This window comes from Microbacterium sp. Root322 (assembly GCF_001425645.1).
Taxonomy (GTDB): domain Bacteria; phylum Actinomycetota; class Actinomycetes; order Actinomycetales; family Microbacteriaceae; genus Microbacterium; species Microbacterium maritypicum.
The window spans coordinates 214,391-230,108 of sequence record NZ_LMCS01000002.1 but is presented as its reverse complement, the minus strand read 5'-3'; the positions used below and the strand labels follow the sequence as shown (position 1 = coordinate 230,108).

Sequence of the window (15,718 nt, the reverse complement as noted above, 5' to 3'; positions counted from 1 at the left end):
CGAGCGCTCAATATACTTCCGGCGTGGATCACCTCATCGTTGCGGTGCCGTGGCTGATGGCCGCGGCCGCGATCGTCTCGGCCGTCGCCGGCGTGGCTGCCTGGCGCGCCGTGCCGTGGCAGGGGCGGCAGAGCGTGCTCGTCATGGCGGCGGCGATGTTGGCACTCGCCGCGACCGCCGGGCGCCACCCCGTGCTCGAGCTGGCGCTGGGGGTGGTTCTGCTGGGATCCGGCATGGTCGGGACCATGGGCGTTCGCGGCACCGCATCGGCGGCCCCGTGCTGTCACCGCGCTCTGGTCTCTCTGGTGATGGCGATGTGCGCGTTCCACGGAGCCGCCGGACCCGTCGCCGCGGTGGGTTCAGCGACGGTGACAGGACACGGCGGCCACGGGCTCTCCGGCATGCTCTCGGTGCTGCTCTTCGCGGGCGTCGGCGCGGTGGCACTGTGGACCATCGTCGCGGAGTGGTTCGTCGCTCCGGTGCACCACGGTCGCACGGCGCGCCTGCTCCGCATCGAGTCGTGGGCGATGACCGCCGGTGTCGCGGTGATGTGCCTGGGATTCTGACGGAGGGGCCGTCACCCCGCGGCGGCTGGGCGCACGAACAGCCAGGCGGCGACCGCGGCGACCGCCGCCGCTGCGGTCATCGTCACCGCCATCGTGACGGCGTTCGTACCACCGATCCCTGCGGCGACCGGCGCGAGCACCGGACCGAACAGGAACGTCGACATCCCGAGCAGAGCCGAAGCCGTGCCCGCTCGTGCGCCGTGGTGGGCGAGGGCGAGGGTCTGCCCGTTGGGCCCGCCGAGCCCTGAGCACAGCATGAATCCGATCAGCGCGGCGACGACTCCCGCGACGCCCACGTCGGCGAGCGCGAGCACCAGGAAAGCCGTCGCGGCGATCAGCGTGGCCGAGATGCCCCCGAGGTACACCCGCAGCGGTCCCCACCTGCTCACGACGAGACGGCTGAGCTGACTGCCGACGATGCTCGCGAGAGCTCCCGCCGCGAAGGCGAGGCTGAACGACTGCGGACTCAGGCCGAACTCGTCCTGCAGCACGAACGACGACATGGACAAGTAGGTGAAGAAGGCGATTCCACCCCCGGCCGCCGCGCACAGCACCGCGACGAAGAGCCGATCGCGCAGGACCGCTCCGGTGTGGATGCGGAGGGTGCGCAGGCCGCCGCCGTGCCGGGTCGCGACGGGCAGCGTCTCCGGCAGGGCGAAGACGACGACCAGCAGCAGCACGACGCCCACGGCGCTGAGCACGCCGAAGATCCCGCGCCAATCCATGATCCGCGCGAGCTGACCTCCGACGACGGGCGCGATGATCGGCGCCGTTCCCGAGACCAGGAACAGCAGCGACAGCATCCGTGAGAGCTCCACGCCCTCGAACTGGTCCCGGGCGATCGCGAGGCAGATCACGATGCCCGCAGATCCCGCGAGTCCCTGCAGAAAGCGCGCGAGCAGCAGCAGCTCGATGTTCGGGGCGAGCGCGCACGCCAGGGAGAGGACGGCGAAGACGGCGACGCCGACCATCAGGGGGAGCCGTCTGCCCCATCGGTCGCTGAGGGGTCCGGCGACGAGCTGACCGAGCCCGAGCCCGATCATGCACGCCGACATCGTGGCCTGAGCGAGTGCCTCCGTGGTGCCGAGCGAGGCGGCGAGCTGCGGCAGCTGCGGCAGATACAGGTCCATCGACAGAGGGCCGAACGCCTCGAGCATGCCGAGCACGAGCATCGCGTGCACCGTGCCCATCCGCGGCCGCGAGGGCTCCCCGGGAACGGGAGTGCTCATCCTTCCAGGTGCAGCGTGCGCCGCAGCCAGCTCGCGCGCGCGGCGTCGGCCGCCTGCGAGACCTCGGCGTCGGGGGAGAAGCCGGAGAAGCCGTGGTAGCCGCCCGCCCACACATGCAGCTCGGCCTGTCCGCCGGTGGCCCAGATGCGCGTGGCGTAGTCGACCGCTTCGTCTCGGAAGGTCTCGGCCGCCCCGACCTCGATGAACGCGGGAGCGAGGCCGGACAGATCGACGGCGCGCGCGGGGGCGGTGTAGGGCGATACCCGATCGGTGCCGCGGTCCTCGCCGGCGATCGCCTCCCACGCGGTGTGGTTGTTGTGGCGATCCCAGGCTCCGAACCCGTCGTACTGACGACTCGAGACGGTGTCGTTGCGGTCGTCGAGCATGGGGCATCCCAGCAGCTGTCCGGCCAGGCGCGGACCCCCTCGGTCTCGGGCGAGCAGCGCGACGGCGGCGGAGAGACCACCGCCCGCGCTCATGCCGGACGCGATGATGCGGTCGGGGTCGATGCCCAGGTCCTCCGCGTGCGCCGCCATCCACTCCAGCGCCGCATAGCAGTCCTCGGCCTGTGCCGGCCCCGGGTGCTCGGGGGCGAGGCGGTACTCGACCGCGACGCCGATCACCCCGTATCGCTCGGCCAGGTCGATGAGCTCGGAGGTGCCGAAGAACCGGGTGCCCAGCACCATCCCGCCGCCGTGGATCGACAGCACGGCGGGGGCCGGACCGTTCGCCGGCGTGGTGGGCCGCACGATCGTGATCTCAATGTCCGGGGCTCCGGAGGGGCCGGATACGGTCCGGTCCTCCCACGTGATCGCGCGCCCGTCGGCCTGCGCCGACATGGGCGGGATGATGGTCGCGAAGTGATCGCGATTCGCGTGGATGGTGTCGGCGCGCAGCGGGATGATCTCGACCATGTCGACGAAGGCCGCGAGACCGGCGACGAGCTCGGGATCGTAGGGGACCGGTGGGTGGGCGGTCATCGGGCGGCCCGCCAGATCCGTCGCAGCCAGGAGGCGCGCGCGGCGAGGGCGGCGCGGGAGATCTCGGCATCGGGCATGTACATGTCGAAGCCGTGCGCGCCGCCGCCCCACACGTGCAGCTCGGCCTGTCCGCCGGTGGCCCAGATGCGCAGGGCGTACTCGGTGTCCTCGTCGCGGAAGGCCTCGGCCTCTCCGACCTCGATGAAGGCGGGCGGCAGGCCCGAGAGGTCGGCCGCGCGGGAGGGGGCGGCATGCGCGGGTGCCTCGGGGCTGAAGGCGAGATCGTCGCCGAGCACGCACGACCACGCGAGCAGGTTCAGCTCCCGCTGCCACGTGCCGATGCCGTCGTACTGCCGGCTCGACACCGTGGTGTTGGTGTTGTCGATCATCGGGCACAGCAGCAGCTGTCCCGCCATCGCCGGGCCCCGTCGGTCGCGTGCCATCAGCGCGACGGCGGCGGTGAGTCCGCCCCCAGCACTCCCGCCCCCGACGACGATGCCCGCAGGATCGATGCCGAGATCGTTCGCGTGCGCATGCACCCAGACGAAGGCGGCGTAGCAGTCCTCCACTCCGGCGGGGTAGGGGTCTTCAGGGGCGAGACGGTACTCGACGTTCACGGCCACCACGCGGTGCTGCGCGACGATGTCGACCACGCGCCCGGTCTCCCATGAGCGGTGACCGACGATCATCCCGCCGCCGTGGATGTTGATGAAGCCGGGAAGCACCTCGGCGCGGGTTCCGGTCGGCCGGAAGATCGTGATCTCGATGTCGGGAGCCCCGGCAGGGCCGGGGATCACGCGGTCCTCCCACTCGATGTCACGGCCGGCGATGACGGTGTCGTTGTCGGGGAACATCCGGTCGGCGCCCTCGCGCGGCAGCGCGTCGCGGGTCAGGGGCGGCTGAGGATCCTTCGCGATCTCATCCAGCACGGCCTGCACCTCGGGATCGAAGGGCACGGGGGTGACGGTGGGACGTCCGGCGGCGGTGGCGGTCATGGAACTCCTTGTGCGAGCGGTGGCGGGGCGGTTCAGGGGCCTTCGGGGTCGACGATGCCGCGGTCCGCCCAGAACGGTGCGACCAGTCGACGCAGTTCTGCGACGCCGACACGATCGACCAGGTCGACGGCCGCGAGGTTCGCGCGCAGCTGGGCGACGCTCGACGCCCCGAACAGCGTCGTCGTGAGCGCCGGGTGCGTGAGGGTGAAGGCGATGCCGAGCTGCGCCGGAGACGCGTCGAGCGAATCCGCGAGTGCCGCGAACGCCGGGACATCGGCGAGGATACGCCCGCGGATGTCGCCGGGGTCGCGACCGATCTGGCGGTCGCCGTTCACCTTGCCCGCCAGGATGCCGCCTTCGAGGCAGTCCGAGGCCTGCAACGTCAATCCCTGCTCCCACAGGCCGGCGAAGGGCGCTCCGTCCGGGATGGCACGTCGCGAGACGCTGTACTTCAGCTGCGCGATCTGCGGGCCGGGCACGTCTTCGTCCGTCGCGATGTCGATCAGTGCCTGGATGCTCGATGCCGACCAGTTGTTCACTCCCCAGGCACGGATGATCCCGGCATCGGTCAGGCGTGCGAGATCGAGCACGAGGTCGCGCAGATCCAGGTCGTCACGGCGCAGGTCTCCCAGGATCACGAGGTCGGCGTGCTCGACGCCCACGCGCATCAGGGCGTTGTCGAGCTGGGGGCGAAAGCCCTCCGCGTCGAACGTCTCGAGCCAGAGCTTCGACGACAGCAGCCACTCCTCACGGTCGAGGCCCGCCGCGCGCACCATGGCCGAGAAGATCACGTCGGTGAACACCGGTGGGGCACCCGGTGCGGAGTAGACCCCGACATCGAAGAGGTTCACGCCGCGATCCACGGCCTCGCGGAGCATGGCCACCGCGTCGGCGAAGTCCATCCGGTCATAGGTGTGCCAGGAGCCGAGCGAGAACAGCGAGGAGTGCAGGCCGCTGCGCCCGATCTCACGGCGCGGAAGGGGAGTGGTCATGGTCGTCCTCACAGACTCGGGTCGATGACGGCCTTGACCTCATCGAGATGGTGCATGCGGGCGATCTTCGCCGAGGCCTCCGCGAGGCCGACGGGGGCGCTGAAGAGGTCATCCCACGGGAAGCGGTCGGCGAACGCCGCGAAGAAGTCGACGGCCCTGGCGTAGTCGGAGATGTCGCCGTTGAGGGATCCCACGACAGTGAGCTCCTTGCCCATGATCGTGCTGAGGGCGAATCCGTCTCCTGCCGGTCCGGTCGAACCGACGATCGCGATCGTGCCGCGCTGGGCGGCCATCCCGACGGCGTCCGGTCCCACCCCTGGGGCCCCGGCGAAGTCGAAGACGTGGTCGGCGCCGCGTCCGTTCGTCAGCTCCAGGACCTGGTCGACCACGGGACCGTCGCGGAAGTCGACGACGACGTCTGCGCCGAAGCGCCCGGCCAGCTCCAGGCGCGCGGACGGTGCTCCGACGGTGATCACCTGGCCGGCGCCGGCGATCTTCGCGACGGCGGTGGCGAAGATGCCCAGGGCCCCGGAGCCCTGGATCACGACGCTCGATCCCGGGCGGATGCGTCCGGCACGCTCGAACGCGCGGAGCACGGTCTTGGCGGCGCATCCCGCCATCGACGCCCACGTGTCCTTGACAGCGGAGGGGAGCAGCAGTTTCGCGGCGCCCGGAGTGACGTAGGCGTAGGCGGAGAGACCCGCGGTGGCGAAGGGGTGCACGTCCGCGCGCTGGAGGAAGCCGTAACCGCGGTGGGCGCACGCCACCGGTTCGCGCAGCACGACGCAGCCGTGGCATTCGCCACAGGTCGATTCCGACCAGCCGATGCGGTCGCCGGGGGAGAGGGTGCGGCCGAGGGCGTCACGGGTGTCGGGGCCGGTGGCGACGATCTCGCCGACCATCTCGTGGCCGAGCACCATGGGGAGCATGCCGGGGAAGGTCATCTTCCCCTCCCAGATCTCGATATCGGTGCCGCACAGGGTCGTGCAGGTGATGCGCACCAGGGCGGCACCGGGTTCGATCTCGGCGGGGAGCGGCAGCTCCTGCAGGGTCAGGGGCTCGCCGTGGGCGGTGAGGACGGCGGCGCGGGTCGTGGTGGGCAGTTCTGCGGTGCGGGTCATGGTGTCGTCTCCGGGGAACGGTCAGACCAGGAGCTGTCCGCCGTCGACGGCGACGCAGACCCCGGTGATGTGGCTTGCGGCGTCGCTCGCGAGGAACAGCACGAGCGGGGTGACCTGGTCGACCTCGGCGATCGAGCCGAGCGGGATGCGCGACTCCCAGGCCGCACGGGCATCGGGGTTCGACGCGAAGTCGGCGGTCAGGGGAGTGAGCACGGGACCGGGGGCGACGGCGTTGACGCGGATCCCCGATCCGGCGAGTTCGATGGCGGCCGTGCGGGTGAGGGCATCGACCGCCGCCTTGGTGGCTTCGTAGTGGCCCAGACCCGGGGTGGGCTGGCGGGCGCCGATCGAGGAGATGTTGACGATCGAGCCGCCGCCGGTCGCCGCGAGCAGGGCGCCGAACGTGCGGAGCATGAGGAAGGTGCCGCGGACGTTGACGCGCAGGGCGGCATCGACGGCCTCGACGGGCACCTCCTGCAGGGTGCCGCCGCCCGCGACGACGCCGGCGTTGTTCACCAGCACGTCGAGTCCGCCCGCGGCGGAGAGTCGATCGGCCGCCGACTGCACGGAGGCTTCGTCGGAGATGTCGAGGTGCACGGCCGTGGCGCCGAGCTCGTTCGCGACGCTCTGCACGGCTTCCGCGTTCACGTCGCCGATGAACACCTCATCCCCGGCCCGTGCGAACGCGGCGGCGATGCCTCTGCCGAGGCCTGAGGCTCCACCGGTGACGAGGATGCGGCGGGGGGATGCGGTCATGTTCGTCCTCACTGACGGGTGCTGCGACGGGGTGACTCCGTTATATTCTACAAACATAGAAAAACACAACCCTGTGTCAGAGAAGACGAAGGAGCCTTCATGCCCGAATCGACATATCCCCGCACGGCACTGCAGGGTGGAGGGGTGCCGGTGCCTCCGCTGGCATTGGGGTCGTGGAACACCTGGGACCGGATGTCGAAGGATGAGGCGGTCGCGCTGATCCGGAGAGCCACGGAGCTCGACGCCGGACTCTTCGACATCGCGTACTACAACATGGGTCCGCATGCCGAGAACTCGAGGACCGACATCCTGTTCGGCGAGGCGCTGCGGGCGAGCGGCGTCGATCGCGACGACATCACCCTGTGCGGCAAGCTGTGGCTGTGGGACTGGCCGAACCAGGGATTTCGCCGACAGCTCGTCGACTCGCTCGGGCGGGCCGGCCTCGAACGCTTCGACACGGTGGTGGTCGGCGACTACGGGGAGGCGCCCGACATGCCGCGCCTCGTCGTCGAGGTGAACGCGCTGATCTCGGAAGGCCTCGTCGACAGCTGGGGCATCAACAACTGGCAGATCGCCCACACCAGGGAGGCTCTCGAAGAGGCGGAGACGCAGGGGGCTGTCGCACCGGCGTTCGCACAGCTGAAATACGGCATCGCGCGTCGGTCGATGGCCGAGGGGGAGGCGTACGGGGCGTTGTTCGATGCGGGCGTGCTCACCCTGCAGGCGTCCGACGTCTTCGAGGGAGGGATCCTCGCCACCGGCCGGCTGCCCGAGCGGAAGATCGGCGCGGATGTCGGAGGGATCCGTGAGCAGATCGCCGCGATCTACCCCGAGGTCGCGCGGGTGGCCGCCGGATTCGGGGTCACCCCGGCAGCACTGGGCATCGCCTTCTGCCTCTCGAACCCCGCGACCGCGAACGTGCTGTTCGGTGCCTCCCGGCTCGCGCAGCTGGAGCAGAACCATGCGGCACTCGCGCTGGCGCTCGCGCATGGCCCCGAGGTGCGTGCGGCGCTCGCCGGGTGCTGGGTCGACCGTGACGTGCGCGCCGACGGTGTGTGGTGAGGTCGGCTACGCCTCGCGCTCGTGAGCGAGGGCTACGGCACGCTCGAACGTCGAGACGATGACCTGGCGTCGGTCGGTGCGGTAGTCCTCGTCCGGTTCGAGCTCGTCGATGTAGTCGTCCCAGACCCGGATGTACCGGTCTCGCCAGCCCTCGAGCGTGCTGCTCGACGGGAACGTGGCACCCACTCGCCCCGCGGACCCGATGTCGGTGAGGATCTCCAACCACGCGGGAGCCATGGCTCCGCCCCATTCGTCCGGCTGCAGCTCGGTGTCGTCCTCCTCATCGGCGAACACCTCGGTGATCTTCGCGATGAGCTCGTCGGTGATCTCGCTCAGTGCGTCGGCGACCGTGTCGTCGTCGAAGTTTCCCGGTCCCCACGTGCCCATGTCTTCCTCTTCCTGTCGGCTGTTGCGGTCGGACCCAGTGAACCATGTGAGCGTGGTGTCGGGCGGAGGGTCAGCGGCAGAATGCCGGCATTTGTTCGAAGATAAGTTCGAATGTCGAGAGGTGATTCGGTAAAATCGAATCATGTCGAAGCTGGTCGAGTTGCACGAGGCGATGTCCCGCCTCGATGCGGCATGGGCCGACGCCGATGGATCCGGTGAGCTGTCGCGAGAGCAGCTGATCGCCGTGAGCGCATCCATCGGGCTGCTGCAGCGGCGGCTGGATGCGGTGCACATCGAGGTCGCGGCATGCATCTCGCGCGAGTCTCGTCCCGAGTTGGGTGCGGAGGGTCTCGCGAAGCAGCAGGGCTACCGGAATCCGGCGACGTTGATCGCGGCGACCGTCGGCGTCTCGCGTGGCGATGCGACCCGGCTGGTGAAGGTCGGAGAGGCGGTCGCGCCGCGCGAGGATCTCCTCGGGGCGCCTCTGCCGGCGAAGTATCCGAGAGTGCGTGAGGCGCTCGGGTCCGGCGCGCTGAGTGCTCAGGTGGCTGCCGCGATCATCGCCCTGCTGGATCGGTGTCGCGTCTCGGCGGGCCCGGTGCGGGTCGCCGAGGCGGAGTCTCTGCTGGTGGAGAAGGCGGTCGGGCTCGCTCTCGACGACGTGCGCAAGCTGGTCGTGAGGGCCGAGGCGTGGCTGGACCCGGATGGGGTGGAGCCGCGCCTGGAGGAGCAGCGTTCCCGCCGAGCTTTGACCATTCATGAGCGCGACGGGATGGTGCATCTGAACGCCGTCCTCGACGCCGAGACCGCCGCTCCTGTCGTGACGGCCATCCGCGGCTACGTGACCGCCGCGTTCGCCGCGCGAAAGAACGCGGCCGCGCCGGACGCGCCGGACGCCGATCGTCGCACCGTGCCGATGATCCAGGCCGACGCTCTCTCCGTGTTCGCGGGCCACGTTCTCGAGTGCGACGCCCGGGTGCCGTTGGCGGGTGCGACCGTCGTGGTGCGGATGAGCCTCGACGACCTGGAAGCCGGCGCCGGTTCCGCCGAGGTCGACGGAATCGAGCAGCCGGTCAGCGTCGGCGCGGCGCGACGGATGGCCGCAGGCGGGGGAGTGATCCCCTGCGTGCTCGGTGCGGCGAGCGAAGTGCTCGATTGGGGTCGGGAGAAGCGCCTGTTCACGCGCTCGCAACGGTTGGCGTTGGTCGAGCGGGATGGTGGATGCGCCATGTGCGCGCTGCCGCCCGAGATGACGAAGGCGCATCACATCCGATGGTGGAGTCGAGACCATGGTCCGACCGATCTCTCGAACGGCGTGCTGCTGTGCGAGACCTGCCACCATCGGATCCATGACAACGGGTGGGATATCCGTATCGATGGCGGTGGGAGCCGCGGCAGGGTGTGGTTTCTCCCACCGGCCACGGTCGACCCTGCGCGGGCTCCGCGCCTGGGTGGCAGGGCGCGCTTCGACATCGCTGCCTGAACGCGCTGCCTGAACGCATGGCCTGAACGCGTGGCGTGGATGTGTGGCCTGAACGCGTGGCCATGGATTTAGTGGCGTGAGTGCGTGGCCCCGAAAGCGCCGCCTGAGCACGCTGCCTGCGCGTCTCGCCGGCGACCGGCGCTCCACCATGCCTGCACGCTCGGACAAGCCCGGTGCGCGCCGGGGCATGAGCGGGGCCGCCAGGGAAGCGAAAGGCTCTTGCGCTCTTTTTCCACGCATGTAGACTAACCAGCGCGACACATCGAGGTGACGCCGGATCCGGTCTCCGGTCAGCGGCACTCCGAGCCTTCTTCACCACCCTTGCACCCGAGAGAAGGAACCATGAAACGAATGCCCCTCGCGCTCGCCGCAGCCGTGGCCGCGACCCTCGCGCTCACCAGCTGCAGCGCAGGCGCAACACCCTCCCCGTCCGACGGCAGTGCTGCCGACGGCCCTGACGCCCTCAACATCGGCAACTTCCTCGACGTCACGTCGTGGGATCCCTCGCTCGCCGACATCGGCTTCGACGGCCCCTACCTCTCCGCCGTCTACGATGCCCTGATCGCTCTGGACGCGGACGGCAAGCCGGTCCCGTCCCTCGCGACCGAATGGACCGTCGCCGACGACGACCTCAGCATCGACCTCGACATCCGTACCGATGCCGTGTTCAGCGACGGCACCCCGGTCGACGTCGACGCCGTGATCGCGAGCCTCGACTACCTCAAGCAGGGCGCGCGCTCCGGAGAGGCCTATCTGAACGTCTCCGCCTTCGAGAAGGTCGACGACGACACGGTTCGCATCCTCCTCACCCAGCGCGACGACACGATCCTCTACTTCATGGGGCTGGGCCGCAGCTACGTGGTCTCTCCGGCAGCGATCGAGGCGGGAACCCTCGGCAGCGAGCCCATCGGCTCCGGACCCTACGTCCTCGACGGCGACACCAGCATCGCCGGCGCGGAGTACCACTTCACCAAGACCACCGACCACTGGGATGCCGAGGCCTACCCGTTCGCCGACCTCGCGATCTTCCCGATCACCGATGCGACAGCGCGGCACAACGCCATGCTCAGCGGCCAGATCAATGTGCAGTACGGCGACGTCGCCAACCTCGAGCAGGCGAAGCAGCAGGGCTGGAACACCGCGGAGCGCGTCTCCGGCTGGGCGGGACTCGTCATCACCGACCACACCGGAGCCAAGAGCGAGGCCCTCGGCAAGCTCGAGGTCCGGCAGGCGCTGAACTACGCGTTCGACGGTGCCGCGATCCTCGCCGCCGTCGGCAGCGGTGCCGGCGTCGCCACCAACCAGGTCTTCCCGGACGGCGGCACGATCAACGATCCCGCCCTCAACGAGACCTACGCCCACAACATGGACAAGGCCAAGAAGCTGCTGGCCGACGCGGGCTACGCCGACGGCTTCGAGATCTCCATGCCGATGTCGCCGATCTTCGAGATGTGGAAGCCCTCGGCCGAGCAGGCGCTCACCGAGCTCGGCGTGAAGGTCACCTGGGACAACATGCAGATGCCGGACTACCAGCTCAACGCGCCGAACTACCCGATGTTCATCTCGTTCCTCGCGATGGACGGCAACGATGTCGCGACGGTCGCGCGCCAGGTGACCAGCGTGCAGTGGTTCAACCCCGCACCCGACTACGCCCAGAACGAGGTCATCGCCCCGCTCGTCGAGAAGGTGCAGACGGAACGCGGCGAGGCGCAGACCGACGCCGTCGAGGAGCTCAACAAGGCGCTCGTCGACCAGGCGTGGTGGTCTGTCTGGTACCAGGCGAACAACATCTACTACACGGCCTCCGGCATCCAGCTGCAGCCCATCGTCGGGATGATGTTCCCCACCCTGCGCTACATCACCCAGGGCTGACGCCCGCCGGGGCGGCCGCGACGTCGGCCGCCCCGGCATCCTCCCCCTCCGACCCCTCCACCCCCGAGAGGTTTCCATGCTTGTGTTCACGGCGAAGCGGGTGCTGTCCGGCATCCTCCTGCTCGTCGCGGTCTCGATCGGCACCTTCTTCCTGGCGCACCTCGCCATCAGCGACCCGACCGCATCGCTCCTCGGTACGACGGCGAGTCCTGCGCAACAGGCGGCGCTGGCCGAGAAGATCGGCCTCGACCGTCCTCTCCTGGTGCAGTTCTGGGACTGGCTGTCGCATGCCGCGCTGCTCGACTTCGGCGTCTCCTGGCGCAACTTCCAGCCGGTCAGCGCGCAGCTCGCGATCAAGGTCCCGGTGACCCTCTCGGTCGTGACGTTCGCGACGCTCATCACCGCGGTGGTCGGCATCGCCTTCGGCATGATCACGGGTCTGCGCCCCGGCACCTGGTTCGACCGCGTCATCAAGGGCATCTCCGTCGTGCTGTTCGCGCTCCCCGGCTTCTGGGTCAGCCTCGTGCTGGTGATGTGGCTCGCGGTGCAGCTGAAGTGGTTCCCCGCAGTGGGCTACGTGCCCCCGACGCAGTCCGTCGATGGGTGGCTGCGCTCCATCACCCTCCCGGCGATCTCGCTGGCGCTGGGCGGCATCGTCGCCGTCGCGGAGCAGCTGCGCAACGCCGTCATCGCGCAGAGCAGGCAGGACTGGGTGCGCACGCTGCGCAGCCGGGGCCTCTCGACCGCCCGCGTGAACCTGCACATCCTCCGCAACGCCTCACCCGCGGCGCTCACGGTGATCGCGCTGATGTTCGTCGGACTCCTCTCCGGCGCGATCGTGGTCGAGCAGATCTTCAGCCTCCCCGGTCTCGGCCAGCTCACCAACCAGTCCTCGCAGAACGGCGACATCCCGATGCTCCTCGGCATCACGGTCATCTCCGTCGTCTTCGTCGTCCTCATCAACCTCCTGCTCGACCTCGTGCTCGGCTGGATCAACCCGAAGGTGCGCGTCGCATGACCACGACAGACATCCGCGTCGCCTTCGATCGGGCAGCACAGAAGCGCCGATCGAGCCTGTTCCGGCGCTTCCTCCGCCACCCCGGCGGCTACATCCCGCTCGCGATCTTCGTCCTCATCGTGCTCGTCGGCATCTTCGCGCCGCTGCTCGCGCCGATGGATCCGAACTTCGTCGATCTGTCCGCCGCCAAGGCCGCGCCGGGGCCGGAGCATCTGCTGGGTGGCGACTCCACCGGTCGGGACATCCTCAGCCGCCTCATCTACGGCACCCGCACCACGCTCTGGGGCGCGCTCATCACGATCGTGACCGCACTCGTGATCGGCGTGCCGGCCGGCGTCGCCGCCGGCTACTTCGGGGGAGCGTTCGACAGGGCCGCCACCTGGATCAGCGATGCGCTCCAGTCGATCCCCGGCATGATCATCCTGCTCGTCGTCGCCGCCGGCTCCCGCAACAACTTCGAACTGCTGATGGCCACGGTGGGCGTCTTCATGGTGCCGGGCTACTTCCGCATCGCCCGCTCGCAGACGCTCGCCGTGCGCGGCGAGCCCTACATCGACGCGGCGCGCGTCTCCGGTCTGTCAGACGGGCGGATCATCTTCCGCCACGTGATCACGGCCGTGTACCCGCCCGTCATCATCCAGACGGCCCTGACCGCCGGGATCGCGATGGGCATGCAGGCAGGGCTCCAGTTCCTCGGCATCGGCGACTCGAACGTCCCGAGCTGGGGCGCCATGATGCTCGAGGGCTTCCGACTCATGCTCACGTACCCGCTCATGCTGCTGTGGCCGTCGGCCGCGCTCGGACTCACGATCGCCGTGCTCGCGATCATGGGGTCGACCCTCGCAGAGCTCGTGCAGGTGCGGACGCCCCGGGTCGCCCGGCGAAAGCGCGATGAAGCCGCAGCGATGCCCGCCAGCGCTCCGAGCGGCAGCGCTCACCACTCGGCGGAGGGGTCCGCGCTGCGGGTCGAGAACCTCCGCGTCGTGCACGCCACGCCGACCGGGGAGACGGAGGTCGTGCACGGCGTGACCCTCGACGTCGCGCCGGGCGAGGTGGTCGGCATCGTCGGCGAATCGGGATCCGGCAAGTCGCAGACCGTGTTCTCCGTGCTCGATCTGCTCCCCGCGACGGGGCGCGCCACCGCCGACGCCATCTGGGTGGGCGGGGTCGATGTCACATCGTCGACCCCGAAGCAGCGCCGGGCTCTGCTCGGGCGGACGATCGGCTACGTGCCGCAGGAGCCGATGAGCAACCTCGATCCGTCGTACACGATCGGTCATCAGCTCATCGAACCGCTGCGCCGCACGCAGGGGCTGAGCAGGTCGGCCGCGAAGGAGCGCGCACGTGCGATGCTCGTGCGTGTCGGCCTCACCGACCCGGACCGGGTGATGCGCAGCTACCCGCACCAGGTGTCCGGGGGGATGGCGCAGCGCGTGCTGATCGCCGGTGCCATCGCCGGCAAGCCCTCACTCCTCGTGGCCGACGAACCCACCACGGCGCTCGATGTCACGGTGCAGGCCGAGGTGCTCGAGCTGCTGCGCGAGCTGCAGGCGGAGTACGGCATGGCCCTTCTCATCGTCACGCACAACTTCGGCGTCGTGGCCGACATCTGCGACCGCGTGATCGTGATGCGCAGCGGCGACATCGTGGAGTCCGGTCCCGTCGACGCCCTGTTCGCCTCCCCGGCCGAGCCGTACACGAGGGAGCTCATCGCCGCCTCCCTCGACGACGCCGTCGGCCGAGTCGAACTCGACCGCACCACGACGGGAGTCCCCGCATGAGCCCCCTCCTCGAAGTGAACGACCTCGTCGTGGAGTACGGCCGCGGACGGCGGGCGTTCCGCGCCCTGCGCGGCGTCTCTCTCGACATCGCACCGGGGGAGTGCCTCGGCCTGGTCGGGGAGTCGGGATCGGGCAAGTCCACGCTCGGCAAGGCCATCCTCGGGCTGGCTCCGGTCACCGCCGGCAGCATCCGCTTCGACGGGCAGGAGATCAGCCGTCTGAGCCATCGCGCGCGCCGAGCGCTCGCCGACGACGTGCAGGTCGTGTTCCAGGACCCCTACGGCTCGCTGAATCCGGCGATGACGATCGGAGACATCCTCGCCGAGCCCCTTCTCACGACGGGGATCGGCGCCAGGGCCGCCGAGACGAAGGTGCGGGAGATGCTCGATCGCGTGCGCCTCCCGTCGGCGGCCATGGATCGCTATCCGAGCGAGTTCTCCGGTGGGCAGAGGCAGCGAGTGGCCATCGCCCGTGCGCTGGTGCGCGGCCCGCGCCTGGTCGTGTGCGACGAGCCCGTGAGCGCGCTCGACCTCACGACCCAGGCGACGATCCTCGATCTGTTCATCGAGCTGCAGCGCGACACCGGCGTGGCCTACCTGTTCGTCTCGCACGACCTCGGCGTCGTGCGCAGAGTCTGCCATCGGGTGGCCGTGATGTATCGCGGCGAACTCGTCGAGGTCGGTGCCGGGGAGCAGGTCACCCGCGCTCCGCAGCATCCGTACTCCGAGCGGCTCCGTCTGGCATCGCCCGTCGCCGATCCGGCTGCGCAACGCGAGCGCCGTGCCCAGTGGCTCGCTCTGCGGGAGGTGCGCGATGCGGCGGTACGGTAGCTCCAGGCCGGAACACTCCACGCAGCAGAATCGGCCGGAAGGACGTCATGCCGAAGATCATCGACCACGACCAGCGTCGACGGGACATCGTCGACGTGGCCAAGAGCATCATCCTGAAGGGCGGGTTCGAGGCGGCGACGATGCGCAGCATCGCGGCCGAGGCCGGATTCGCGAACGGAGCGCTGAAGCACTACTTCCCCGGGAAGGAGAGCATCGTCGCCGCCACGTTCGAGACGGTGCTGCTCGAGCACGACACCTGGCTCCAGCAGTCGATCTCCGAGGGCGCGACGCCCGAGCGGATGCTGCAGCAGGTGCTCGAGGGCACGTTGCCCAGCAGTGTCGGCGAGATCGCGAGCGGGCGGGTGCTCCTCGCGCTGTGGGAGTACGCGATGTCGAACGATCAGCTCACGGAGCTGTACCGCACGCACCTCGGGCGGTGGCACGCGATGCTCGTCGAGCGGATGGAGGCGGCGCGCGATGCGGGCGCCATCCGCGATCAGGACTACGCGGCACTCGCGAACGAGTTCATCTCGGTCGCCGTGGGGGCGACCGTGATCAACCTCATGTATCCCGAGGGCGAGCGCATCGCCGACTATCAGGACTACATCCAGCAGTTCCTGGCGCGACTGCGCTGATCGCGAGGCGC

The 15,718-nt window shown here is 69.6% G+C and carries 15 protein-coding genes; 8 read left to right on the top strand and 7 right to left on the bottom strand.

Annotated elements, in window-relative coordinates; all coding sequences use genetic code 11:
* The first annotated feature begins 23 nt into the window (after positions 1-23).
* Positions 24-566, top strand: a complete 543-nt coding sequence (locus tag ASC55_RS05895; RefSeq protein WP_055873591.1) for a hypothetical protein — start codon at positions 24-26, stop codon at positions 564-566.
* An 11-nt stretch (positions 567-577) separates the two neighbouring features.
* On the opposite strand, the gene ASC55_RS05890 is transcribed toward ASC55_RS05895, so the two are convergent.
* Genes ASC55_RS05890 through ASC55_RS05865 form a run of 6 tightly spaced genes read right to left on the bottom strand, consistent with a single transcriptional unit; the run spans position 578 to position 6,639 of the window.
* Positions 578-1,795, bottom strand: a complete 1,218-nt coding sequence (locus ASC55_RS05890) for a multidrug effflux MFS transporter (protein WP_235563107.1) — start codon at positions 1,793-1,795, stop codon at positions 578-580.
* Positions 1,792-2,775: an alpha/beta hydrolase gene (locus ASC55_RS05885; RefSeq protein ID WP_055873585.1), complete on the bottom strand. Its 984-nt coding sequence runs from the start codon at positions 2,773-2,775 to the stop codon at positions 1,792-1,794. The genes ASC55_RS05890 and ASC55_RS05885 overlap by 4 nt, the downstream gene beginning before the upstream one ends.
* On the bottom strand, positions 2,772-3,770 hold the full coding sequence (locus ASC55_RS05880; RefSeq protein ID WP_055873582.1) for an alpha/beta hydrolase: 999 nt from the start codon (positions 3,768-3,770) through the stop codon (positions 2,772-2,774). The genes ASC55_RS05885 and ASC55_RS05880 overlap by 4 nt, the downstream gene beginning before the upstream one ends.
* 32 nt (positions 3,771-3,802) lie before the next feature.
* On the bottom strand, positions 3,803-4,762 hold the full coding sequence (locus ASC55_RS05875; RefSeq protein ID WP_055873579.1) for an aldo/keto reductase: 960 nt from the start codon (positions 4,760-4,762) through the stop codon (positions 3,803-3,805).
* 8 nt (positions 4,763-4,770) lie between these two features.
* Positions 4,771-5,883, bottom strand: coding sequence for a zinc-binding dehydrogenase (locus ASC55_RS05870; protein WP_055873576.1), 1,113 nt, complete (start codon positions 5,881-5,883; stop codon positions 4,771-4,773).
* Between the two features lie 21 nt (positions 5,884-5,904).
* Positions 5,905-6,639, bottom strand: coding sequence for an SDR family NAD(P)-dependent oxidoreductase (locus tag ASC55_RS05865; protein WP_055873573.1), 735 nt, complete (start codon positions 6,637-6,639; stop codon positions 5,905-5,907).
* A 99-nt stretch (positions 6,640-6,738) separates the two neighbouring features.
* Between ASC55_RS05865 and ASC55_RS05860 the strand changes: the two genes are divergently transcribed.
* The gene (locus ASC55_RS05860; RefSeq protein ID WP_055873570.1) at positions 6,739-7,701 is read left to right on the top strand and encodes an aldo/keto reductase; all 963 of its coding nucleotides are present in this window, start codon (positions 6,739-6,741) and stop codon (positions 7,699-7,701) included.
* 6 nt (positions 7,702-7,707) lie between these two features.
* On the opposite strand, the gene ASC55_RS05855 is transcribed toward ASC55_RS05860, so the two are convergent.
* Positions 7,708-8,088: a DUF4259 domain-containing protein gene (locus tag ASC55_RS05855; RefSeq protein ID WP_055873567.1), complete on the bottom strand. Its 381-nt coding sequence runs from the start codon at positions 8,086-8,088 to the stop codon at positions 7,708-7,710.
* A 142-nt stretch (positions 8,089-8,230) separates the two neighbouring features.
* Here ASC55_RS05855 and ASC55_RS05850 point away from each other — a divergent pair, with 142 nt between their 5' ends.
* From ASC55_RS05850 to ASC55_RS05825, 6 genes are all read left to right on the top strand, one after another.
* The gene (locus ASC55_RS05850; RefSeq protein WP_055873564.1) at positions 8,231-9,571 is read left to right on the top strand and encodes an HNH endonuclease signature motif containing protein; all 1,341 of its coding nucleotides are present in this window, start codon (positions 8,231-8,233) and stop codon (positions 9,569-9,571) included.
* A gap of 342 nt (positions 9,572-9,913) precedes the next feature.
* The gene (locus ASC55_RS05845; RefSeq protein ID WP_235563104.1) at positions 9,914-11,443 is read left to right on the top strand and encodes an ABC transporter substrate-binding protein; all 1,530 of its coding nucleotides are present in this window, start codon (positions 9,914-9,916) and stop codon (positions 11,441-11,443) included.
* Positions 11,444-11,519: 76 nt separating this feature from the next.
* Positions 11,520-12,461 carry an ABC transporter permease gene (locus ASC55_RS05840; RefSeq protein WP_055864765.1) on the top strand — a complete coding sequence of 314 codons (942 nt, stop codon included), beginning with the start codon at positions 11,520-11,522 and terminating at the stop codon, positions 12,459-12,461.
* Positions 12,458-14,242, top strand: a complete 1,785-nt coding sequence (locus ASC55_RS05835; protein ID WP_055873558.1) for a dipeptide/oligopeptide/nickel ABC transporter permease/ATP-binding protein — start codon at positions 12,458-12,460, stop codon at positions 14,240-14,242. The genes ASC55_RS05840 and ASC55_RS05835 overlap by 4 nt, the downstream gene beginning before the upstream one ends.
* Positions 14,239-15,072 carry an ATP-binding cassette domain-containing protein gene (locus ASC55_RS05830; RefSeq protein WP_055873555.1) on the top strand — a complete coding sequence of 278 codons (834 nt, stop codon included), beginning with the start codon at positions 14,239-14,241 and terminating at the stop codon, positions 15,070-15,072. The genes ASC55_RS05835 and ASC55_RS05830 overlap by 4 nt, the downstream gene beginning before the upstream one ends.
* Positions 15,073-15,119: 47 nt before the next feature.
* Positions 15,120-15,707 (top strand): TetR/AcrR family transcriptional regulator, encoded by a 588-nt coding sequence (locus ASC55_RS05825; RefSeq protein WP_017828786.1) that lies wholly within the window; start codon positions 15,120-15,122, stop codon positions 15,705-15,707.
* Positions 15,708-15,718 lie beyond the last annotated feature (11 nt).